We start from the raw sequence: 22,263 nt of genomic DNA, 5'->3' as shown, positions 1-22,263 counted from the left end.
CGATGCGCATCACAGCTCCGACCCTGATGGGGCTCGCGCTCCTGACCGCCGGGTGCGCCGCCGATGTCCAGACCGGCCGGTCGGATCAGGCGTCCGGGCCCGCGCGGGCCACCGCGACGCTCACCGTCTGGGCCGACGACAGCCGGGCCAAACCGCTCCAGGACCTCGCCGCGGCGTTCGAGCGGGACCGCGGCGTCAAGGTCAAGATCGTGCAGAAGGGCATGGGCGGCCTCCGCGACGACTTCGTCTCCCAGGCGCCGACGGGCCAGGGGCCCGACATGATCGTCGGGCCGCACGACTGGCTCGGCAAGCTCGTCCAGAACGGTGTCGTCGCGCCGATCGACCTCGGCGCCACGGCCTCGCGGTTCCCGAAGATCGCGCTCGACGCCATGCGCTACGAAGGCCAGACGTACGGCCTGCCGTACAGCATCGAGAGCGTCGCGCTCCTGCGCAACATGAAGCTCGCCCCCGAGCGGCCCAAGACGTTCGACGAGCTGGTGGCGGCGGGCGGCGAACTGGTGCGCGAGGGGAAGGCGACGTTCCCCGTCGGGCTGCCCGTCGACCCCAAGGCGGGCTCGCCCTACCATCTCTACCCGTTGCAGACCTCCTTCGGCTCCTCCGTGTTCGACGGCGGCGAGCTGGCGATCGACAACCCCGGGGGCCTGAAGTTCGCCGCCTACCTCAGGCGGCTCGCCGAGGCCAAGGTCATCTCCACCTCGCTGAGCGGTGAGATCGCGACCAACGCCTTCCGTGAGGGCCGGACGCCCTACCTGATCACCGGGCCGTGGGACGCGCCCGCGCTCGCCAAGGCCGGGGTACCGTTCGCGGTCGAGCCGGTCCCGCCGGCGGGGCCGGAGCCGGCCAGGCCCTTCGTCGGTGTCCAGGGGTTCTACGTCAGCGCGAAGTCGGCCAATCCGATCCTGGCCAACGACTTCCTGCTCAACTACCTGGCCACCCCCGAGGCGCAGCGCGCGCTGTACGCGGCGGGCGGCCGGCCCCCGGCGATGACGTCGGTGCGCGAGGAGCTCCGCGGCGACCTGGTGATGACCGGCTTCGCCGACGCGACGCTGGCCGGTGAACCCGCGCCGAACGTGCCGGCCATGGACGCGGTCTGGGGCGACTGGGGGCTGTCGCAGCTCGCCGTCATCACCGGCGACGGCGACCCGGCCAAGCTGACCGAGGGCGCCGCCGACCGCATCCGCGCGAAGATCGCGAACTGACGATGGCGGCACGTACTCTCAGCGGCGCGGTGGTGGCCAAGCTGGCCGTCCTCGGCGTGGTCGACGCGCTCGCGGTCTACGGGCTGGTGGCGCTGGGCGGCCGGCGGTCGTGGTGGCTGTTCGCCGCGATGCTCGTGGGCACGGCCGCGGTCAACGTGATCTACCTGGGCAGCCGGCGGGTCCCGGCGAAGTATCTCGCGCCGGGGGTGATCCTGCTGCTCGTCTACCAGGTCTACGTCGTCCTCTACACCGGCTACGCCGCGTTCACGAACTACGGCGACGGGCACAACGGCACCAAGCAGGACGCCGTCGCGGCGATCCTGGCCGCGAGCGAGACCCGGGTCCCCGGCGCCACCGCCCGGCCGATCAGGGTGGTCGAGCGCGACGGGGAGCTCGGCTTCCTGGTGGACGGGCCGGGTGGCGCCCGGGTCGGCTCCGCCGTACGGCCGCTGGAACCGGTCGCGGCCCCGGGCGGCGGCGTCGCGGGGGCCGGCGGGTGGCGGACGCTGCCCTACGGCGAGATCGTCGCGAGGCAGGCCGAGATCACCGCGCTGCGCGTGCCCGTCCCCGGTGAGGGAAACCTGCGCACGTCCGACGCGGTGACCGCCGCGCTGTACCGCTCGACGCTCCGCTACGACGGACGCGCCGACACCGTCACCGACCCGCGCACCGGCGTGACCTACCGCGACGACGGCCACGGCCGGTTCGCGGCGCCGGGCGGCGCGGTGCTCAGCCCGGGATGGAAGGTGTTCGTGGGGTTCGAGAACTTCCTCACCGTCCTGACGGATCCGAGCATCAGGGCGCCGTTCCTCGGCGTCCTCGTCTGGACCTTCGCCTTCGCCGGGCTCTCCGTCGGCCTGACCTTCGCCATCGGGCTCGGCCTGGCCCTGGTGCTGGGCCGGCCGGAGCTGCGGGGGCTGCGGGTCTACCGCTCGCTGCTGGTGCTGCCCTACGCCTTCCCCGCCTTCATGGCCGCCATCCTCTGGCAGGGCCTGCTCAACCCCGACCACGGCTTCGTCAACGCGGTGCTGCTCGGCGGCGGCCACCTGCCCTGGCTCACCGACCCCTGGCTGGCCAAGCTCAGCGTGCTGGCCGTCAACGTCTGGATCGGCTTCCCGTACATGTTCCTCATCTGCACCGGCGCGCTGCAGGCCATCCCGCCCGCGCTCACCGAGGCCGCGCAGATCGACGGCGCGAGCCCGTGGCGGGTGCTGCGCGAGATCAAGCTGCCGATGCTGCTGGCCTCGACCACGCCGGTGCTGGTCGCGACCTTCGCGTTCAACTTCAACAACTTCAACGTGATCTACATGCTCACCGGCGGCGGGCCCAGGGACGCCCGGTCGCCCGTCGACGTCGGCTCGACCGACCTGCTCATCTCGCTGGTCTACAAGCTGGCCTTCGGCGGCAGCGCCCGGAACTACGGGCTGGCGTGCGCGGTCTCCATCCTCATCTTCGCCGTCATCGCGGCGATCTCGCTCGCCGGGTTCCGCCGGGCGCGCAGGCTGGAGGCGAGCTGAGATGGGCCGCTGGTTCCTCAGGTACGGCTGGCGTCACCTCGTCGGAGCCGCCGCCGTCGTCGTGGCGCTGTTCCCGCTGGTGTTCGTGGCCGCCGCCTCGGTCAACCCGAGCGGCACACTGACCGGGTCCAACGACCTGTTCGCCGACCCGACGGCGGAGCACTACCGGACCCTCTTCACCGATCCGCTGCATCCGTTCGGAAGCTGGTTCGCCAATTCGATGGCCGTCGGCGTGACCACGGCGGCGGGGTCGGTCTTCCTCGGCGCCTGCGCGGCCTACGCTTTCTCCCGTTTCCGGTTCAGGGGCCGCCGGGCCGGACTGCTCGGACTCGTGTTCGTCCAGCTCTTCCCGCAGCTCCTCGCCTATGTGGCGATCTTCCTGCTGCTGTCGGAGCTCAAGGAGGTCTTCCCGGCGATCGGCCTGGGCAGCAGGCTCGGCCTGGTCATGGTCTATCTGGGGGGCGCGCTCGGCGTGAACACCTACCTGATGAAGGGCTTCTTCGACACGGTTCCGAAGGAGCTGGACGAGTCCGCGCAGATCGACGGGGCCTCGCACGCCCAGGTCTTCTTCCGCGTGCTGCTGCCGCTGGTCGCGCCGATCCTCGTCGTCGTCGCGCTGTTCTCGTTCGTGGCGACGCTCAACGACTTCGTCATCGCCGGACTGGTGCTGACCGATCCCGACCAGCAGACGCTCGCGGTCGGCCTGTACCAGCTCGTCTCCTACAAGCTCGGCCAGAACTGGGGGGTGTTCGCCGCCGGCGCGCTGATCGGCGCGCTGCCGGTGCTCGTGCTCTTCCAGTTCCTGCAGCGTTTCATCGTCAGCGGCCTGACCAGCGGGGCGGTCAAGAGCTGACCGCCGGGAGCCGCCGGACCGCGGTCTGATTCCGGATACGCGGATCAGACCGCGGGGGTGTCGTGGTCCGCACCGAACGTGGTCCACCCCGAACGTGGTCCGCAACGTGGTCCACTCCCGAACGCGATCCACCCCGAACGTGGTCCGCACCGAACGCGGTCCCGTCCGGCGGTTCACCCGGCCAGTGCGACCGCCACGAGCTGGAGCTGCGACTCCAAGGCCTGGCGGAACTCGTCGGACAGGGAGCCCTCCCGGTGCCGGTCGGCGATCTTCCCCCGGACCGTGGTGAGATCGCGGGAGCAGCAGACGCTGTCGGCCAGCACCTGTCGCAGGTCCAGCGCCACGTCGGGGCGGATCCCGCCCTTGTCCTCACCCTCGGCCAGCAGCGCGTTGAAGCGCCGCACGCTCTGGCCGAGGCTCGGCACCGACGATCGGATCACCTTCACCCACGGGGGCGTCCGCGGGGCGTGCTCCGTCTCGACCGTCCGGGGGACGGGCAGGTCGCGGCCCCGGCCGGAGGTCGCGGCCGGGTCGGGGCGCGCGGTGGGGGCGAGGGTGGTGGTGGGCGCGGGGGCGGCCGGGGTGGGGCCCAGGGTCGTGGTGGGCGCGGTGGCCGGCGCGGTGCCCAGCGCCGTGCCGGGGCCCAGGACGGTGGTGAGCTGGTTCCACGCCAGAGCCCCGGCGACCAGCACCGCGCCCGCCGCCATCACCGTCCAGCGCATGACCAGGGTGCCCGTGCCCCGGCGGCCCCCGGCGAGCGCCTTGGCGAGGGCGGCGGCCGTCTCCTGGGCCTTCGGCCGGTTCTCCGGCTCCGGGGAGAGGCAGCTCGCGCAGAGCGCGGCGACCTCGGCGGGCAGCCCCGGGGCGCAGGCGGCGGGCGGCGGCCCCACCCGCCGGACGCTCTCGATCTCCTCCCAGGTCCGCTCCGGGTACGGCGTGCTGCCGGTGAGCATCTCGAACAGCAGCACGCCGAGCGCGTAGACGTCGCTCGCCGGGTCGGCGGTCCTGCCGGTCAGCCGCTCGGGGGCGACATAGGGGGGCGTGCCGTAGTCGGAGGCGCCGTCCTCGCCGTCCTCCCCGATGAACGCCGCGATGCCGAAGTCGAGCAGCTTGGCGCCGGACGCGGTCAGCAGCACGTTCTCGGCGGTGACGTCCCGGTGGACGATGCCCCGCTCGTGGGCGGCGGCCAGCACGTTGGCCAGCCGGGCGGCGATCAGTGCCGCCTCCGCCCACGGCAGCGGGCCCTCGGTGATCCGGTCGGACAGCGGGCGCCCCTCAAGCAGCCGCATCACCACGTAGGCGGCGAGACGGCCGTGCGGGGTCACCGTCTCCCCGTAGTCGTAGACCTCGATCGCGTCGGGGTGGATGAGCCGCGCGGTGGCGCGGGCCTCGCGGCGGATGAGTTCGCGGCCCCCGCGGTCGGCGCCGATCTCGCCGTCCAGCACCTTGACCGCGACCAGCCGCTGCAGGGACTGGTCGAAGGCCCGCCAGATGACGCTCATGCCGCCCGACGCGATGGGCTCCAGCAGCAGGTACCGGCGGGTGAGCACCTCTCCCGCGCGGAGTCCGCCGGGCTCAGGCGGACTCACGGACCACCAGCTCGGTGGGGAGCATCGGGTTGTTCCCGGGGGCGTCGGACGAGGTCATCGAGAGCAGCAGCAGCCGGGTGGCGAGCGCGGCGAACTCCTCCACGGGCTGGCGGACGGTGGTGAGCGGGGGAGAGGTCCGCCGGGCGACGGGGGCGTCGTCGAAGCCGATCACGGCCACGTCCTCGGGCACCCGGCGCCCGGTGCGGCGCAGGGTCTGGATGGCCGCCGCGGCCATCACGTCGGAGGCGGCGAACACGGCGTCGACGTGCGGCATCCGGCGCAGCAGCCACTGCATGCCGTGCACCCCCGAGGAGTGGGTGAAGTCGCCGTAGGCCACCGGCACGCCGGTCATCCCGGCCAGGGCGAGGGTCTGCACGAAGCCGTCGAGCCGGTCCCGTGCCGCGGGTAGGCCGGGCGGCCCGGCGATGACGCCGACGGCCCGCCGGCCGCCGAGGAGGAAGTGCTCGGCCGCCTGCCTGCCGCCGTCGCGGTTGTCCATGTCGACGTGCGGTATGTCGATGCCGTCCGGCGGGCGGCCCGCGCTCCGTACGGGGATGCCGGAGGCGGCCAGGGTCACCGCGAGCGGATGCCGGTCCCGCGCGCCGATCAGCAGGACGCCGTCGACCCCTCCGGCGACGAGCGGGGGCGTGGCGATGGTGGCGGTAGCGGCGGTGGCCGTCATCACCGCGAGCGGCACGCCGTGGCCGGTGAGCACCTCCTCCGCCGCCGTGATCATCCTCGCGTAGAAAGGCTCGGTGAACAGCCGGTGTGCGGGCTCGCAGACCACGACGGCCACGACCTGGTCGGACCGGCGGCCGGCCCCGCCCCGGGGCGCGCGGTGCCGTACATAACCGAGACGCGAGATCGCGTCATGCACCTGCCTGCGGGTCGATGTGCTGACCCTGACTGAACCGGTGAGTACCCGGGAGGCGGTCGCAGGGGAGACCCCTGCTTCTGCCGCGACCTGGGCAAGTGTGGGTAGATCAGACATAACTTCCTCCACACCAAGATGCCGCACAGGTGGGAGCGCTCCCAGTGAACGTAGCATTGTTTCAGAAGTGTCAAAAGATGTTTCCGAAAAATCACCACATGTGAGTCAAGTTCACTCTGACAGCTGTCAGGGAAGCATGATTTTTCCGGCAGGCCCCGCGCTGCGGTCGCCGCGGCGGCGACCAGGCTCCGGCGGGTGCTGCGGCAACGGCTTCACGGACGTTGCCGACCTGCCCGGACGGGCCGAGGCTTTGGAGGCGTTGGTCCTTATCCGTGTGTGCCGATCGGCCCTATGCCCGCCGGGTGCGTGCACCCACCGTGAGAGGTGAGGGACCGAACAAGCCGCCGGGAGGCCGACCGTGACGGATCATCTCCACGCCCGCCGCGGCGGCGGCAAGGAACACAGCACCGCGATCCTGGACGTCAGCGGATTGCGGTGGGCCTCGGAGCAGAACGTCGTGGTGGCCGTGCTCGGCCGCAGGCCCGGGGTGCTGCAGGTGGAGGTCAACCCGGTGGCCCAGACGGCGACCGTGGTGTTCGACCCGGCCCGCACCTGCCTGGCCGAGTTGCGCACGTGGGTGATCGAGTGCGGCTACCACTGCGCCGGCCAGTCGGTGCCCTCCCACATCTGCGACCCGATGATCGAGCCTGACCCGCCGGTGTCCGGCCCCGCGGGGCTTTTGACGGCCTCCGCGGACACCGCCGTGCTGCCGCAGCGGCCCGTCCGCGGCGACGGTGCGCGCGCGGGGCCCGCAGGGGATGCGGCCGGTTCCGGGACCGCGGCCGGTTCCGGGACCGCGGCCGGTTCCGGGACCGCCGTCCGTCAAGCGCCCGCCGGTCGCGCGGTGCCGGCCGATCACGCCGGTCACGGCGGGACGCGGACCGCGCCTTCCGCGCACGAGATGACGGGGCACGGCGGGATGTCGATGGCGGCGATGGTGGCCGACATGCGCAACCGGTTCCTGGTGGCGCTGCTGTTCTCGATCCCGATCGTGGCCTGGTCGCCGATCGGTACCGAGGTGCTCGGTTTGAACCTGCCGGTGCCGTTCGGGCTGCGCCGGGACGTGTGGGCGCTGCTGCTCAGCCTGCCGGTGATCCTCTACTCGTGCTGGATCTTCTTCACCGGGGCGGTGCGCGCGCTGCGGGCCCGCACGCTGGACATGATGGTGCTGGTCGCGGTGGCGGTCGGCGCGGGCTGGCTGTACTCGGTGATCGTGACCCTCACCGGCGGCGGCGAGGTCTTCTACGAGGCCGCCACCGTGCTGGCCGCCTTCGTGCTGCTGGGCCACTGGTTCGAGATGCGGGCCCGCGGCGGCGCCAACGACGCCATCCGCACCCTGCTGGATCTGGCCCCGCCCAAGGCGGTCGTCGTGCGCGACGGCCGGCCGGTCGAGGTGCCCACCGCCGAGGTCGTCGCCGGCGACCTGCTGCTGGTCCGCCCCGGGGCGAAGATCCCGGTCGACGGGGTCGTCGAGGACGGCGACAGCGAGGTGGACGAGTCCATGGTCACCGGCGAGAGCCTGCCGGTGCACAAGCAACCGGCATCCGCCGTCATCGGCGCCACGATCAACCGCAACGGCACGCTACGGGTGCGGGCCACCAAGGTGGGTGCCGACACCGCTCTGGCGCAGATCGTCAAGCTGGTGCAGCAAGCCCAGAACTCCAAAGCCCCCGGGCAGCGGCTGGCCGACCGGGCGGCCTTCTGGCTGGTCTTCGTCGCGCTGATCGGCGGCGCGCTCACCTTCGCCGCCTGGTCCCTGCTCGCCGACGCGCCGTTCGGGGTGGCGATCCTGTTCGCCATCACCGTCGTGGTCATCACCTGCCCGGACGCGCTCGGCCTCGCGACCCCTACTGCGATCATGGTCGGTACCGGGCTCGGCGCCAAGCGGGGTGTGCTGTTCAAGAACGCGATGGCGCTGGAGACCTCCGCCCGCGTCCAGGTCGTGGTGATGGACAAGACCGGCACCCTGACCAGGGGCGAGCCGGAGGTCACCGACGTCATCGCCGAAGGGATCGCCGCTGATGAGCTGCTGCGACTGGCGGCCGCGGTCGAGCGGGAGTCCGAGCACCCGCTGGCCGAGGCGATCGTCGGTCACGCCGACGATCGCGGTCTGGAGGCGGTGCAGGCCGGGCGGTTCGAGAACGTGCCCGGCCACGGTGCCGTCGCCGACGTGGCCGGGCGCCGGGTGGCGGTGGGCAACCGGCGCCTGCTGGAGCGCGAAGGCGTGCATGTCGGCACGCTCGATGCGCGCCGGGACGAGGTGGCCGCCGGCGGCCGCACGGCCGTCATGGTCGCGGTCGACGGCGTCGCGGCCGGGGTGATCGGCATCGCCGACGCACCCCGGCAGACCTCGGCGGCGGCGGTGGCCGCCCTGCACGACCTCGGCGTCGAAGTGGTCATGCTCACCGGCGACAACGCCGCCACCGCGCGGCGGATCGCGCAGCGGCTGGGCATCGACACCGTCATCGCCGAGGTGCTTCCCGGAGACAAAGCAGCCAGGATCGCCGAACTGCAGGCCGGGGGCCGCAGGGTCGCCATGGTCGGCGACGGTGTCAACGACGCCCCCGCGCTCGCCCAGGCCGACCTGGGCGTCGCCATCGGCGCCGGCACGGACGTGGCCATCGAGACCGCCGACGTCGTGCTCATGCGCTCCGACCCCCTCGACGTGCCCACCGCACTGCGCATCGGTCGCGGCACCCTGCGCAAGATGCGCCAGAACCTGGGCTGGGCGATCGGCTACAACACCGTCGCCCTGCCCGTTGCCGCGGGCGTGTTCGAGCCCGCGTTCGGCCTGGTGCTGCGCCCCGAGATCGCTGCCCTGTCCATGTCCGGCTCCAGCGTCATCGTCGCCGTCAACGCTCTCGCCCTCAAGGGGCTTCACCTGCCCGTCCCCGCCGAGTCGCCACCGGGCGAGAGCACCCGGGCGTGATCGGGACCAAAGAGACGTCCCCCTCCGATGCCGAGGGCGCACTGGGGTTCACAACGGGGTTTCCGTTCGGGAGTGCCCACCCGATCTGAGCAGGAGGACCGGGATGAGCCTTGCCCGCCGTATCGCGGACCTGTCTCGAATCAAGGCGCACAAAGTGCTGGACAGCGCGGAAGATCCCCGCGAGGTGCTCGACTGCTCCTGCTCCAGGCAGCCGGAGCCGCTGAACAAGGTCCGCGGCGGACGTGGCCACCAATCGTAGACGCGGAGCTAGAGAGCTTCACCGGCGACAACCCGGCGCTTGAGGCGGATCAGCTCCTTGGGGGCGTTGACCGCCACCGCGCCCACCAGGCGACCATCCCGAGCGAAACCGACCGCGAAGCTGTCCTCCTCCACCGAGCCCGCGAGCACCCTGACCTCGTCGGCCAGGTGCGGGAGACCCGCCGTCTGGATCCGGGCCCCGTGCACGTGTGTGGCGTACGAGGGCAGGTCCGCGTACGGCTTCGCGTTCTCCGGCCCGGCCAGCAGGTTGAGAGCGGCCACCGCGCCCTGGTCGTTGGCCGTCGCCCAATGCTCGACCCGGACCAGCGAGTCGCCGTACAGGCCGTGCGGCCAACGGGCCACGTCCCCGGCCGCCACGACGTCGGTGCTCCCCTTGGCGTACAGGGTCGGCTCGCAGACCACGCCGTCCTCGACGGTCAAGCCGCTGCCCGCGAGCCATTCGGTGTTGGGCACGACGCCCATGCCGGCGATCACGAGATCGGCGGGGACGGTCACGCCGTTGCTCAGCCGTACTCCTTCCACCCGCGTCTCACCTTCGAAGCCGATCGCCCGGACCCCGGACACCAGTTCCACGCCGTTGCGACGGTGATGAGCGGCAAGCCAGAGCGCGGTGTCGGATCCCACAGTGGCGAGCATGGGATGGGGAGCACTGTCGATCAGAGTCACCTGGTGGCCGAGTGACCGGGCGGTGGAGGCCACCTCACCGCCGATGAAGCCGCCGCCGATCACAACGACCTGCCGCGGTCCTCCCTCCAGCTCGGCACGGAGAGCCAGAGAGTCCTCGATGGTACGCAGGGTGTGCACGCCTGCAGGATGCTCAGCCAGCCGCTTCGGCCGTGCGCCGGTTGCGATGACAAGCCCGTCGTAGCCGATCTCCGAGCCGTCGTCGAGCGTGACGATCTTGTCGGCTGTGTCGAGGGCGGCGGCCCGGCGCCCCCGCAGCCAGTGGTCGCCAAGTTCCTCGGCTCCTGGCAGCGTGACGTCGTCGTCACCCCGCAGGACGCTCTTGGACAGCGGAGGGCGGTTGTAAGGCAGATGGGTCTCCGCGCCGATCAGCGTGACCTCGCCGTCGAATTCTTCGCGTCGAAGAGCCTGTACCGCTCGCAGCCCGGCCAGCGACGCACCAACCACAGTGATTCGGTTCATGGGGCGAAGGTACCCTACCGGGGTATATGAATGGATGTGATGTGGATCACGTGTACACGGAGAGGAGATCGGCATATGGTGCACAGGGCGATACCTATGGGGGGTATCCTCACAAGGAGGACGGAATGAGCACCGCCACTTACAAGGTCACGGGCATGACGTGCAACGGCTGCGCCACCAAGGTGAAGAACCAGATCAGCACGGTCGCAGGCGTCAGCAGCGTGGACGTCGAGCTCGCCACCGGTCACGTCACCGTGACCACGGAGAGCCCCATCGACAACGCCGTCATCATGGACACCATCGAGGAGACGGGGTACGAGGTAGTTCTGGTCTGACCGGCCGGCGTCGGGCGCGGCATGTCTCGGGTCCGACGCCCGGCCACCGATGACGGAGGCGGCAGCCGGCTCGCCGCCGGGCACCGGGAGGGGCGAGACGGTCGCCGCACTCCCGGCTGCGACCGCACGGAGAGAGCCGGCGGCAGGGTGGCGTAGGCGTTCGAATCCGGCGGGACGCGGGTCATCGGCGCGGTCCCGACGGCGGTGAGCCCGGTCGGGGCCGGACCGCGCAGCAATGAGGCCACGGTGAAGACGGCCGGTCCGGCGAGCAGTGTCCGCCGCGCGCCGAGGGCGTCGGCCGGCCGCCCGGCGCCATGAGTCCGCCGAAGCGCGGCGTGCAGGCAGTGATGACCCACGTGAGGGCTTCTCGGTCGAGTTCCGGTCCGCTGCCGCCCGCGGGTGGTGCGACCTGCGCCACGGTGATGTCGATGATCGACATGAACCGCGCCAAGCACAGCGGGGCCGGTACGGCCCAGCCTCGGTTCTTCCTGATCCCTCCACGGACCGAGCACTCATGTTCAAGTCAGATATACCCATGGGGGGTTCCGGAATACCCCTCAGGGGTATAGTGTTAGCGGCAGATGAGGAGGACACGATGAGACGCCTTCAAGCACTTGACCCGTCAGAAGCCCCCGACAAGTCCCGCGAGATCCTGGGTGACATCGTCGCCAGGCACGGCGGGGTGGGCGACATGGTGGCCACGATGGCCCACTCGCCCGCACTGCTCCAGGGCTACCTGGACTTCTCCCGCGCGATCAAGCGGGTGAAGATCCCCCGCCCGCTGAGCGAGAAGATCTCGCTCGCGGTGCAGGAGTGGATCGGTTGCGCGATGTGCTTGTCGGCGCACACCAAGGCGGCGCGAGCGGCGGGGCTCAGCGAAGGGGACATCGAGCTGGCTCGCCAGGGCACCTCGACCGACGCGCGCGAGGCCGCCTTGATCGCCGTGGCCGTGCGGGTGCTGGCCGAACCTTCCTCCCTCTCTGACGAGGACGTGGCCGAGCTGCGAGCCCACGGCTGGAGCGACCGGGTGATCGCGGAGATCGTCGGCCTGGTGTCGCTGAACCTGTTGACCGGCGCCTTCAACCTGTTGATCGGACTCGAGCCCGATGAATGACAGAGCGGCTCACCTGCGGCGACTGCGCCGGGTGGAGGGGCAGGTGCGAGGACTGCAGCGGATGGTCGACGAAGACAAGTACTGCATCGACGTCCTGACCCAGGTCTCGGCGGCCACCAGCGCCCTGCAGTCCTTCTCCCTGGCCCTCCTGGGGGAGCACATGGCCCACTGCGTCGTGGAGGCGACGCGGAAGGGCGGCGTCGAGGCGGACATCAAGATCAAGGAAGCGACCGACGCGATCGCGCGCCTGGTCCGTTCATAAGACTCACAAGACGAGAGGTGATTGTCATGGCTACCGCCACCTACACCGTTAAGGGCATGACCTGCGGACACTGTGTCAGCTCCGTCAAGGAGGAGGTCGGCGAGGTCGCCGGCGTGGCCGAGGTCGAAGTCGACCTGGCCACCGGGCTGCTGACCGTGACGAGTGAGAGCCCGGTCGACGCGGCGCAGATCAGCGCCGCGGTCGAGGCGGCCGGATACGAAGTGGTGAACCCATGAACACCGCAGTGAAGCTCGGCGCCTACGTGGCAGGCCTCGCCGTGGTCTTCGGTGGAGCGCTCGGGCTCGGCAACGCCGTCGGACCGCTGAGCGGGGAGCCGGCGAAGCCGAGCCATGACAGCGGCAACCACGCCGCGGCGACTCCGGCTCCACAGGCCACCGCAGGCCACGGAGAGCACGCCGCTCCCGCGCAACAGGCCAAGAGCAATACCCCCGGGGGGCTCCAAGTGTCCGAGAACGGCTATACCTTCACCCCGCTCACCGCGGCGATCAAGCCGGGCGAGCCGACAGACTTCCAGTTCACCGTGACCGGCCCTGACGGCAAGGCGGTCACCGACTACCAGGTCCAGCACGACAAGAAGCTCCACTTCATCGTCGTCTCGCGTGACCTGGGCACCTTTCAGCATCTCCACCCGGTCGAGGCCGGCGGCGGCGTCTGGTCGGTCAAGATGACGCTGCCCGAGGCAGGGGCCTACCGAGCCTTCGCCGACTTCGCGCCGACCGGCGGTCAGGCCCTGACACTCGGCGGCGACCTGCTTGTCGCGGGCGACTACACGCCCAAGGCGCTGCCCGCGGCCAGCCGTACGTCCGAGGTCGACGGCTACACCGTCACCCTCGACGGCGAACTGCTCCCCGGACAGCAGAGCAAGCTCACCCTCAAGGTCAGCAAGGACGGCAAGCCGGTCACCGACCTGCAGCCCTACCTCGGCGCCTATGGGCACCTGGTGGCCCTGCGCGGCAGCGACCTGGCCTACCTCCACGTACACCCCGACGGCGAGCCCGGCGACGGCAAGACCCAGCCCGGCCCGGAGATCGTCTTCTACGCCGAGGTGCCCAGCCGCGGCGACTACCGGCTCTTCCTCGATTTCCAGCATGAGGGCAAGGTCCGGACCGCCGACTTCACCCTCGGCGCCGGACAGGGCTCCACCGTGAAGCCGAGCGCGGAGCCCACGCCCAGCTCCACCGAGCACGGCGACGACCACAAGCACTGACAGCAGGACGCACAGAAAGGAGCGGTGATGTCTCCGCTTACCGATGACCAGCGCCAAGGCGCCATCGAGCTATCCATTGGTGGCATGACCTGCGCGTCCTGCGCCAACCGGATCGAGCGCAAGCTGAACAAGCTGGACGGCGTCACCGCGACGGTCAACTACGCCACCGAGAAGGCGAAGGTGACCTTTCCCGAGGGCGTCGACCCGCAGCAGTTGATCGCCACAGTGGAGTCGGCCGGCTACACCGCGGCTCTCCCCGCCCCGCCGAAGGCGGAGTCGGGCCAGGAGGTCCAGGAGCCGGAGGACGAGCTCCGTCCGCTGCGCAACCGCCTGATCACGAGCCTGGTGCTGAGCGTTCCGGTGATCGCGATGGCGATGATCCCCCCGCTGCAGTTCACCAACTGGCAGTGGTTGTCGTTGACGCTGGCCGCTCCGGTGGTGGTCTATGCGGGCTGGCCCTTCCACAAGGCCGCCTGGACCAACCTGCGGCATGGCGCGGCGACCATGGACACCCTGGTGTCCCTGGGCACGCTGGCCGCGCTCGGCTGGTCGTTGTGGGCTCTGTTCTTCGGTACGGCGGGCGTACCGGGTATGACGCACCCGTTCGAGTTCACGATTGCCCGCAGTGACGGCTCCGGCAACATCTATCTTGAGGCCGCCGCCGGTGTGACCGCGTTCATCTTGGCCGGACGCTACTTCGAGGCGCGGTCCAAGCGCCGCGCGGGAGCAGCGTTGCGCGCCCTGCTCGAACTGGGCGCCAAGGAGGTCGAGCTCGTCGACGGCCGGCGGATCCCCACCGACCAGCTCAACGTCGGCGACCTCTTCCTGGTCCGCCCGGGCGAGAAGATCGCCACCGACGGCGTGATCGAAGAGGGCACCTCCGCCATCGACGCCTCCATGCTGACCGGCGAGTCGGTCCCGGTGGAGGTACGGCAGGGCGACCCTGTCACCGGCGCCACCGTCAACGCGGGCGGAAGGCTGATCGTCAAGGCCACCCGCGTCGGCTCCGACACCCAGCTGGCCCAGATGGCCAAGCTGGTGGAGGAGGCCCAGACCGGCAAGGCCCAGGTCCAGCGGCTGGCCGACCGCATCTCGGGCATCTTCGTCCCGATCGTGATCGCTCTGGCGCTCGGCACCCTCGGCTTCTGGCTCGGCACCGGGTCCGGCGCGGCGGCCGCCTTCACGGCCGCGGTGGCCGTACTGATCATCGCCTGCCCCTGCGCGCTCGGCCTGGCGACGCCGACGGCGCTGCTGGTCGGCACCGGCCGGGGCGCTCAGATGGGCATCCTGATCAAGGGCCCGGAAGTGCTGGAGTCCACCCGCAAGATCGACACGATCGTCCTCGACAAGACCGGCACCGTGACCGAGGGCAAGATGACCCTCACCGACGTGCACCTGGCCGAGGGCGAGGACCGCGACGAGGTCCTCAAGCTCGCCGGAGCCCTGGAGCACGCCTCCGAGCACCCGATCGCCCAGGCGATCGCCCGCGCCGCGCAGTCCACCGCCACGGTGGAGGACTTCGCCAACGTCGAGGGCCTCGGCGTCCAGGGCATCGTGGACGGCCATGCCGTCCTGGTCGGCCGGCCCAAGCTGCTGGCCGAGTGGTCGCAGCACCTGTCCGTCGAGCTGGAGCGCGCCTTCCAGGAGGCTCAGGCGGCCGGCCGTACGGCGGTCGCCGTCGGCTGGGACGGCAAGGCCCGGGCCATCCTCGTGGTGGCCGACGTGGTGAAGCCGACCAGCAAGGAGGCCATCCGGCAACTGCGGGCTCTCGGCCTCACCCCGGTGCTGCTCACCGGCGACAACGAGGCGGTCGCCAAGACCGTCGCGGCCGAGGTCGGCATCGACGAGGTGATCGCCGAGGTCCTGCCCAAGGACAAGGTGGACGTCGTCAAGAAGCTCCAGGCCGAGGGCAAGACAGTGGCGATGGTGGGTGACGGCGTCAACGATGCCGCCGCGCTCGCCCAGGCCGACCTCGGCCTGGCGATGGGCACCGGGACGGACGCGGCGATCGAGGCCTCGGACCTCACCCTGGTCCGCGGCGACCTTCGAGTGGCCGCCGACGCGATCCGGCTCTCCCGCCGGACGCTGGGCACCATCAAGGGCAACCTGTTCTGGGCCTTCGCCTACAACGTGGCCGCCCTGCCGCTCGCGGCGCTGGGCCTGCTCAACCCGATGATCGCGGGAGCGGCGATGGCCTTCTCCAGCGTCTTCGTGGTCACCAACAGCCTGCGCCTGCGCAGCTTCAAGTAAGCCTGCGCAGCTCCAAGTAAGCCTGCGCAGTTTCAAGCGACAAGACGCCGGTGGCCCGGGAATCCCGGGCCACCGGCCACCGGATTGCTCGAAAGGAGGGACGGACATGGTCGCGGTGTGGCTGCGCTGGACGGTCCCCTGCTTCTCCACGGCTGCCGAGTCCATCCCGCCCCTCTGATGACTCCAGGGGCGGGGCACATCAGACCCGCCCGTGGAGGCCCATCATGTCGGCCCTGTTCACGCAGGCCTTCGTCACCTTGCTCGTCATCTTCGACCCGCTTGCCGCCATCCCGGTGTTCCTCACTCTCACCCGGCACCAGAGCCCATCGGGACAGCGCAGAACAGCCCGGGTCTCGGTGCTCGTGGCCGCCGGAATCGTGACCGTCTTCGCCGTCGCCGGGAAGAGCCTCCTCGACGCGCTCGGAATCTCGCTCCAGGCGCTCCAGGTGGCCGGCGGCGCCCTGCTCGCCTTGATCGCACTCGACCTGCTCAAGGCGGACTGCGCACGCAACCGCGCCGCGGCCGAGAGCGGTGGCGTGGCGTTCGTCCCGCTCGGCACGCCCCTGCTGGCCGGACCCGGCGCCATCGCGGCGACCATGCTCTACATGGAGAAGGCCGGAAGCGCCTCCGCCGTGGTGGCGGTAGCCCTCGCCCTCGCGGCGGCACTGCTGCTGACCTGGCTGACTCTGCACTTCTCGCCCTTCATCGGGCGGCTGCTCAAGGACAACGGGCTCAACCTGGTCACCCGGATCATGGGGCTTCTGGCCGCGGCGATAGCCGTGGAGCTCGTCGCCGGGGCAGTCCTGCACTGGACCTGAGGCGATACAGCGGCCCGACGCCGGAGGCCACCGGGGCCTCCGGCAGGACCGGCCCGCCGCCACCTTGTCTTACCCCTGGGGGGTATGTTACGTTCCTTGCACCTCAGATACCCCTCCCAGGTATCAAGTGAAAGGAGAACGTCGTGTCTACCGTTAATCCGCGTCGGTGGTGGGCGCTCGTCGTGCTTGCCGCCGCACAGTTCATGGTGATCATGGATACGTCCATCATCGGAGTGGCCCTGCCGGACATGCAGCGCGAGCTGGGCTTCACCGACAGCAGCCTGCAGTGGGTGTTCAACGCCTACGTCGTCGCCTTCGGCGGCCTGCTGCTCCTGGGCGGCAAGCTCTCCGACCTGGTCGGCGCCCGCAAGATCTTCACCACCGGCTGGGTCGTCCTGACCGCCGGCTCGGTCATCGCCGCAGCGGCGGGCACCGCGTGGGTGGAGATCCTGGGGCGCGCCGTCCAGGGCGTCGGCGGAGCCCTCATCGCCCCCGCCGCGATGACGCTGCTGATGATGCTGTTCGGGCACAACCCGCGTGAGCTGGGCAAGGCCATGTCCCTGTACGGCGCCGCCGCACCCGCGGGCGGTACGGCAGGCGTCTTCCTCGGCGGCGTGATCACCGAGTACCTGAGCTGGCCCTGGGTGTTCATCATCTACATCCCGATCGGCCTGGCCACGCTGGCCGCCATTCCTGCGCTGCTGCCCAGGACCGAGGGCAAGCGCGGGTCGGTCGACTGGCTCGGCGCGATCGCTGTGACCGCGGGCATCGCCCTCGCCGTCTACGCGATCGTCACCGCCGACTGGCTCGCCGGCGCCGGCGCCGCCGTTCTCCTGGTCGCCTTCCTGCTCATCCAGCGTTCGGTCCGCGAGCCCCTCATGCCGCTCGCCATCTGGAAGACCCCTGGCCTGACCGCCGCCAACCTGGCCATGGCACTCCTGGGCGCCGCGTGGATCCCGATGTGGTACTTCCTCAACCTCTACCTGCAGAAGACCCTCGGTTACGGCTCCTTCGCGAGCGGCGCGGCGCTGCTGCCCATGACCGTCGCCGTCATGATCTTCATGGTCGGCATCACCGCCAGGTTGCTCGGCCGCTTCGGCGCGAAGCCGCTCATCGTGCTGGGCCTGGGCGTCCTCGCTGTGGGGATCGCCGGTCTGAGCCTGATCAGTGCGGACGGATCCTTCGTCACCGATGTGCTGCCCGCGAGCCTGATCGCGGCGGTGGGCATGTCGCTGGCCTACATCCCCGCGATGATGTCAGCCATGTCCGGCGTGCGGCCCGAAGAGGCGGGCCTGGCCTCCGGCATCGTGAACACCACCTACAACGTGGGCTCCGCGCTCGGCCTGGCCGTGATGACGGCCATCGCCACCGGCCAGGGCTCCACCAACGCGGCCTTCGTCGGCGCGGCAGTGGTCGCGGCGATCGGCGCGGTCGCCACGGTGGCGTTCATGAGGCGGCCCAAGGCCGTCGCGCAGGAGGCGCAGCCGGCAGCCCTTGGGTGAGAAGAACCCACTCCCAGATACCCCAGGGAGGTACGGTAGTGAGATAGGGAGAGGGAGTGGACATGGCTGGATACGGCGACACCAAACAAGACCATCTCCGGCGTCTGCGCCGGATCGAGGGTCAGACCCGCGGCCTGCAGCGCATGGTCGAGGACGACAAATACTGCATCGACATCCTGACCCAGGTGTCCGCGGCCACCAGTGCGCTCCAGTCGTTCGCCCTCTCCCTCCTGGAGGAGCACCTGGCTCACTGCGTGGCCGAGGCCACCAGGAACGGCGGCCCCGAGGCCCAGGAGAAGATCAAGGAGGCCTCGGACGCCATCGCAAGACTTGTCCGTTCCTGATTCTTCGAAGTGGATCGAGAGAGTGCCGCCGCCTACGCCGTCAAGGGCGCACCGAGCCTGATCAGCCCCTTCGCTCTGTGCACCGCCAGCCCCGTGGGCGCAGGGCAGAAGCAGAACACGAGAGCCAGAACGGCGTGGATCGCGACGGAAGGACTCCGGAGCCCGTCGAGATCCACGCCGGCGGCCGCCGCCTCCGCCAGGTGGCCGAGCCCGAACAGTCCTTCCGCCTGGATCACGTGGCCTTGGACGCTCGATACCCGCACCGCGGGTACCGTCCCAGCCCGCAGTCACCGTAAAAATTCTTGTTTCCGCAGCTGGACCGCATCTCGCGTGTCCCACCGTGTCCCACGGACGGTGCGTGCGACCTCGCTGCGGTGGTCAGATGAGTCCTGTCACCACGTACCGAACGCCACGTGCTGACGGAGGAACAGCCAGAACCGGCGAGTTCCCCGGCCATCCCGACAAGAAAGGCAGTGACAGGACATGGACCTGCACGTCAGCGAGAACCTGCTCGGCGCCAAGGACATCGAGCAGCAGCCCAAGGGGCGCGGAACGAGGTTCACGCTCAACGGCGCGCTCTGGCCACTTCAAGTGTTGTTCGGCTTCTTCTTCGCCGGCAGCGGTTTCGGCAAGGTGCTGTTGTACGACGGAGCTCTGTATGCGGCAGCGCCCCGGGCCGTGGCCTGGTACGCCGCGGTGCCGCAGTCCCTGATCGTCTTCATCGGGATCTGTGAGGTCCTTGGCGGTATCGGCCTGATCCTGCCAGCGATGACGGGGGTCAAGCCGAAGCTGACGCCGCTCGCCGCCGCCGGCCTGGCGCTGACGATGATCCTCGCGGCTGGTTTTCACATCATGCGCGGCGAATACGGATTGGTGCCGGCGAATCTCCTGCTGGGAGGCGTCGCGGCGTTCATCGCGGTCGGACGGTGGAAGCTGAGGCCCATCGCACCCACGGTCATCACCACCTCACGCGCACTCAAGTCGTTCGCGGCCCTCGGCGCACTGGCCCTGCTGGTGTTCGCTCCGACGTGGTACACGATGACCAACGTCCAATTCTGATCACTCTGTTCAGAACCTGCGTGCTCCGGTGGCCTGATGATCCGACCGCCGGTCGGGCCCCCGCGCAGCGCGGCACGGAGCGGTTCCGGGAATGGCGCCGCGCCCGCCGCCGAGACGGCCGCGTAGGTCGTGTGCCCGGTAGCGAGCGGGCCGTCGCCCCGCCTCACCGAGATCGAAAGGTGGGGCCGGACAGTCCGGGACCACCGGCCCGGCCTCTCGACCTCCCGCCCGCCATCGCGGTCAGGGGAGACCCTCACCCGGACCGGACGGCGGCCCAGTCAGGGGCGAGCACCGACATCATGATCGAATGGTGCCATCCGCCGTCCCAGCGCAGGGCGTCGCGGCGCACGCCCTCCTCGACGAAGCCCGCCTTGCGGTACACGTGGACGGCCCGATCGTTGAAGTCGAAGACCTCCAGGCTGACCCGGTGGAGCTCGGTGGTGGTGAAGACGTGGTCGAGCACCAGCCGGATCGCCTCGGTGCCGTAGCCCTTGCCGAACGCGCGGGGGCCGACCAGGGCGATGCGCAGGTTGCAGGAGAGATTGTGCGTGTCGAGCTCGTTGAGCACGATCTCGCCGACGTAGGCGCCGTCCTCGGCGGCGCAGATCGCCAGGTCCAGCCGGTCGTCGTGGGCGGCGCGCGAGCCGTACCAGACCTCGGCGGCCGCGTAGTCGATCTTCCCGTGCGTCCCGGTCAGTCGGGTGGTCTCCGGATCGTTGACGAGCTCCCAGAGGCCGTCGACGTGCTCGGGGCCGACGGGGCGGAGCGTCACTCGCTCCCCGGACAGGGTGGGCTTGCTGGCGAACATCACCAGCAGTGTCTATCCGCCCCGGCTCCGGCCGGGCAAGCGGATTTTCTCACCAGGGGCCGTAGGGGCCCTGGTTGCCGCCCTTGCCGATCTCGCTGACGGCCGGCTTCACGTCCGCCAGGTAGATCCCGGCGGCGATGACGGAGGCGATGGCGAAGAGGTTGAGCTGGCCGAGACCGATCCCGAAGTAACCCACGGCCGAGGCGAACGAGAACAGCGCGGCCAGCCCCAGGATGACCAGCCAGAGCTTCTTGCTCTGCTTGCCGGTGACCGCGAACGCCCGCGCCGGGGTCCGCAGGGCGTGCACGAGCGCCCATGCCGACATGATGAAGGCGGCGATGGCCAGGATCCAGAAGATCAGGTCCAGAACACCGTGGATCTGAAACATCGTCTCTCCAAAACGCTCGCCTCACTGGTGCTTGTCAGCCTAACGCCGAAATCCCCCTCCGCGTCGCCTCCGAGCCGTATGCCCTCCAGGCTCCAGGCTCCAGGCTCCAGGCTCTGGGCTCGGGGCTCCGTATCCCGGACTCCGCCGTGGATCGCTGCGATCATGTCGGAATGACAGAGAATGTTGCGGATGTCGGCAGGAGACTCAGCCGGCAGGAGATCTCCGACGCCGTCGGCGGGCTGGGGTGGCGCTACGTCCTGGGCGCCGTGCGCGCGTCGGTGCCGGTGGCGTCGCTGGCGCAGGCGGCCGACGTCGCCGCGCGCGCGGTGGCCGCCGCCGGTGACGACGGCGACGGGAGCCTGTGGATGGACGTCCGCCGGGACCGGGTGGTCCTCACGCTGCAGTCGCTGGCCGCCGCCCGCGTGACACCGCTGGAGATCGAGCTCGCCCGGCGCATCTCCGGGGCCGTCGGCGAGCTCGGGCTGCGCACCGACGCCGAGGTCGGCGGCCAGGGGGCGCGGTCGGTCCAGCTCCTGGAGATCGCGATCGACGCCCTCGACATCGCCGCGGTCCGCCCGTTCTGGAAGGCGGTGATGGGCTACGGCGACGAGGCGGGCGCGTCGGGCGCGGAGGATCCGCTCGTCGACCCCGTCGGCCAGGGGCCGGCGATCTGGTTCCAGCAGATGGACGCGCCGCGGCCGCAGCGCAACCGGATCCACTTCGACGTCTCGGTCCCGCACGACGAGGCGCCCCACCGCATCGAGGCCGCGCTGGCCGCGGGCGGGGTGCTGCTGTCCGACGCCGCGGCGCCCTCCTTCTGGGTGCTGGCGGACGCCGAGGGCAACGAGGCGTGCGTGACCACCTGGCAGGGCCGGGACTGACGCCGCGCCACGCCGCGGGACGGCGGCCGCGTGGGGGCGGCCCGCCCGGAGCGTTCGGGAGCGGGGTGTGCGCCGGAGCGTGGATGCGCGGGGAACGGCCGGCGTCGGTGGCGGCGTGGGGGCGGTCCGCCGGGGGCGGCGGTGTGCGCCGGAGCGCGGGCGTCCACCGGAACGCGAGCGTGCGCCGGTCCCTCGTGATGAGGGCCGGCGCACGGAGTCTCGGGCCTTCGGAGACGGAGCCTCAGGCTCCGGGTGAGGAAGCTCAGGCCTTCGGGGTGGAGGTGGTCTTCGAGGTGGAGGTGGTCTTCGTGGTGCGGCTGCTCTTCTTGGTGGCCTGGGTGGCGATCGCGGGCTCGGCCGCCTCGGAGACCTCCTCCAGCTCCAGGGCCGCCTCGCCGCTCGCCTTGGAGACGACCTTGCGGCCGCGGCTGGCGAACTCCTCGTAGATCTCGACGGCCTTGCCGGTGAACTGGTCGGCGTAGGTGCGGGCCTTCTCCGGGAAGTCCTTGGCGTAGACCTCGGCCTTGTCGCCGAAGTCCTTGGCGTAGACCTCGGCCTTGCCGGCGAACAGCCTGGCCTTCTCGGGGAGGTCCCTGGCGGCCTCGCGGATCTCCTCGCGGCGGCTCTGCAGCTTCTGGATCTGCTCCGGGAGCTCGCGGAGCTTCTCGACCGCGAAGTCGCCGGCGCCGGCGACGGCGTAGAACGGCTTGGACTCGGCGAGCTTCTTGACTTCGGTAGCGAGAGTCATGG

Annotated in this window: 22 protein-coding genes; 15 read left to right on the top strand and 7 right to left on the bottom strand. The window is 70.7% G+C overall.

Annotated elements, in window-relative coordinates; genetic code table 11:
- The first annotated feature begins 2 nt into the window (after positions 1-2).
- The 3 genes from J2S55_RS12170 to J2S55_RS12160 are packed head-to-tail and all read left to right on the top strand — an operon-like array spanning position 3 to position 3,590.
- Positions 3-1,220 (top strand): sugar ABC transporter substrate-binding protein, encoded by a 1,218-nt coding sequence (locus tag J2S55_RS12170; protein ID WP_306859899.1) that lies wholly within the window; start codon positions 3-5, stop codon positions 1,218-1,220.
- Between the two features lie 2 nt (positions 1,221-1,222).
- Positions 1,223-2,737, top strand: a complete 1,515-nt coding sequence (locus J2S55_RS12165) for an ABC transporter permease subunit (RefSeq protein WP_306859897.1) — start codon at positions 1,223-1,225, stop codon at positions 2,735-2,737.
- Between the two features lies 1 nt (position 2,738).
- Complete coding sequence (locus J2S55_RS12160) at positions 2,739-3,590, top strand: sugar ABC transporter permease (RefSeq protein ID WP_306859895.1); 852 nt, start codon at positions 2,739-2,741, stop codon at positions 3,588-3,590.
- A gap of 173 nt (positions 3,591-3,763) precedes the next feature.
- Here the strand turns inward: J2S55_RS12160 and J2S55_RS12155 are convergent, their stop codons facing one another.
- Positions 3,764-5,179 (bottom strand): serine/threonine-protein kinase, encoded by a 1,416-nt coding sequence (locus J2S55_RS12155; protein ID WP_306859893.1) that lies wholly within the window; start codon positions 5,177-5,179, stop codon positions 3,764-3,766.
- On the bottom strand, positions 5,166-6,170 hold the full coding sequence (locus J2S55_RS12150) for a LacI family DNA-binding transcriptional regulator (RefSeq protein WP_306859891.1): 1,005 nt from the start codon (positions 6,168-6,170) through the stop codon (positions 5,166-5,168). The genes J2S55_RS12155 and J2S55_RS12150 overlap by 14 nt, the downstream gene beginning before the upstream one ends.
- A 358-nt stretch (positions 6,171-6,528) precedes the next feature.
- Here J2S55_RS12150 and J2S55_RS12145 point away from each other — a divergent pair, with 358 nt between their 5' ends.
- Entirely contained in the window at positions 6,529-9,099 is a 2,571-nt protein-coding gene (locus J2S55_RS12145) for a heavy metal translocating P-type ATPase (RefSeq protein ID WP_306859889.1), read from the top strand.
- Between the two features lie 267 nt (positions 9,100-9,366).
- Here the strand turns inward: J2S55_RS12145 and J2S55_RS12140 are convergent, their stop codons facing one another.
- Complete coding sequence (locus J2S55_RS12140) at positions 9,367-10,524, bottom strand: NAD(P)/FAD-dependent oxidoreductase (RefSeq protein ID WP_306859887.1); 1,158 nt, start codon at positions 10,522-10,524, stop codon at positions 9,367-9,369.
- Between the two features lie 125 nt (positions 10,525-10,649).
- Here J2S55_RS12140 and J2S55_RS12135 point away from each other — a divergent pair, with 125 nt between their 5' ends.
- From J2S55_RS12135 to J2S55_RS12095, 9 genes are all read left to right on the top strand, one after another.
- Positions 10,650-10,859 carry a heavy-metal-associated domain-containing protein gene (locus J2S55_RS12135; RefSeq protein ID WP_306859885.1) on the top strand — a complete coding sequence of 70 codons (210 nt, stop codon included), beginning with the start codon at positions 10,650-10,652 and terminating at the stop codon, positions 10,857-10,859.
- A 595-nt stretch (positions 10,860-11,454) separates the two neighbouring features.
- Positions 11,455-11,973: a carboxymuconolactone decarboxylase family protein gene (locus J2S55_RS12130; RefSeq protein ID WP_306859883.1), complete on the top strand. Its 519-nt coding sequence runs from the start codon at positions 11,455-11,457 to the stop codon at positions 11,971-11,973.
- A complete protein-coding gene (locus tag J2S55_RS12125; protein ID WP_306859881.1) occupies positions 11,966-12,235 on the top strand; it encodes a metal-sensitive transcriptional regulator in 270 nt (89 codons plus the stop codon). The genes J2S55_RS12130 and J2S55_RS12125 overlap by 8 nt, the downstream gene beginning before the upstream one ends.
- 26 nt (positions 12,236-12,261) lie before the next feature.
- Positions 12,262-12,471, top strand: coding sequence for a heavy-metal-associated domain-containing protein (locus J2S55_RS12120; protein ID WP_306859879.1), 210 nt, complete (start codon positions 12,262-12,264; stop codon positions 12,469-12,471).
- Positions 12,468-13,463 carry a DUF8832 domain-containing protein gene (locus tag J2S55_RS12115; RefSeq protein ID WP_306859877.1) on the top strand — a complete coding sequence of 332 codons (996 nt, stop codon included), beginning with the start codon at positions 12,468-12,470 and terminating at the stop codon, positions 13,461-13,463. Before J2S55_RS12120 ends, J2S55_RS12115 begins: the two co-directional genes overlap by 4 nt.
- A gap of 27 nt (positions 13,464-13,490) precedes the next feature.
- Positions 13,491-15,713, top strand: a complete 2,223-nt coding sequence (locus J2S55_RS12110; protein WP_306859875.1) for a heavy metal translocating P-type ATPase — start codon at positions 13,491-13,493, stop codon at positions 15,711-15,713.
- 224 nt (positions 15,714-15,937) lie between these two features.
- Positions 15,938-16,531: a MarC family protein gene (locus tag J2S55_RS12105; protein WP_306859873.1), complete on the top strand. Its 594-nt coding sequence runs from the start codon at positions 15,938-15,940 to the stop codon at positions 16,529-16,531.
- A gap of 143 nt (positions 16,532-16,674) precedes the next feature.
- On the top strand, positions 16,675-18,033 hold the full coding sequence (locus tag J2S55_RS12100) for an MFS transporter (protein ID WP_306859871.1): 1,359 nt from the start codon (positions 16,675-16,677) through the stop codon (positions 18,031-18,033).
- Positions 18,034-18,095: 62 nt separating this feature from the next.
- Positions 18,096-18,377, top strand: coding sequence for a metal-sensitive transcriptional regulator (locus J2S55_RS12095; RefSeq protein WP_306859869.1), 282 nt, complete (start codon positions 18,096-18,098; stop codon positions 18,375-18,377).
- Positions 18,378-18,409: 32 nt separating this feature from the next.
- On the opposite strand, the gene J2S55_RS12090 is transcribed toward J2S55_RS12095, so the two are convergent.
- Complete coding sequence (locus J2S55_RS12090; RefSeq protein ID WP_306859866.1) at positions 18,410-18,640, bottom strand: hypothetical protein; 231 nt, start codon at positions 18,638-18,640, stop codon at positions 18,410-18,412.
- A gap of 220 nt (positions 18,641-18,860) precedes the next feature.
- On the opposite strand from J2S55_RS12090, the gene J2S55_RS12085 reads away from it, so the two are divergent.
- On the top strand, positions 18,861-19,436 hold the full coding sequence (locus tag J2S55_RS12085) for a DoxX family protein (protein ID WP_306859864.1): 576 nt from the start codon (positions 18,861-18,863) through the stop codon (positions 19,434-19,436).
- Between the two features lie 253 nt (positions 19,437-19,689).
- Here the strand turns inward: J2S55_RS12085 and J2S55_RS12080 are convergent, their stop codons facing one another.
- Together J2S55_RS12080 and J2S55_RS12075 are read right to left on the bottom strand one after the other, a co-directional pair.
- Positions 19,690-20,244 carry a GNAT family N-acetyltransferase gene (locus tag J2S55_RS12080; protein ID WP_306859862.1) on the bottom strand — a complete coding sequence of 185 codons (555 nt, stop codon included), beginning with the start codon at positions 20,242-20,244 and terminating at the stop codon, positions 19,690-19,692.
- Positions 20,245-20,293: 49 nt separating this feature from the next.
- A complete protein-coding gene (locus J2S55_RS12075; RefSeq protein WP_306859860.1) occupies positions 20,294-20,632 on the bottom strand; it encodes a DUF2516 family protein in 339 nt (112 codons plus the stop codon).
- A 170-nt stretch (positions 20,633-20,802) separates the two neighbouring features.
- Between J2S55_RS12075 and J2S55_RS12070 the strand changes: the two genes are divergently transcribed.
- Entirely contained in the window at positions 20,803-21,513 is a 711-nt protein-coding gene (locus J2S55_RS12070; protein ID WP_306859858.1) for a VOC family protein, read from the top strand.
- A 262-nt stretch (positions 21,514-21,775) separates the two neighbouring features.
- On the opposite strand, the gene J2S55_RS12065 is transcribed toward J2S55_RS12070, so the two are convergent.
- Positions 21,776-22,261 carry a hypothetical protein gene (locus J2S55_RS12065; RefSeq protein WP_306859856.1) on the bottom strand — a complete coding sequence of 162 codons (486 nt, stop codon included), beginning with the start codon at positions 22,259-22,261 and terminating at the stop codon, positions 21,776-21,778.
- Between the last annotated feature and the right edge of the window lie 2 nt (positions 22,262-22,263).

This window comes from Streptosporangium brasiliense (assembly GCF_030811595.1).
GTDB classification, from domain to species: Bacteria; Actinomycetota; Actinomycetes; order Streptosporangiales; family Streptosporangiaceae; genus Streptosporangium; species Streptosporangium brasiliense.
Note: the sequence above shows the minus strand (reverse complement) of the source record. Positions and strands in the feature narration are given on the sequence as shown.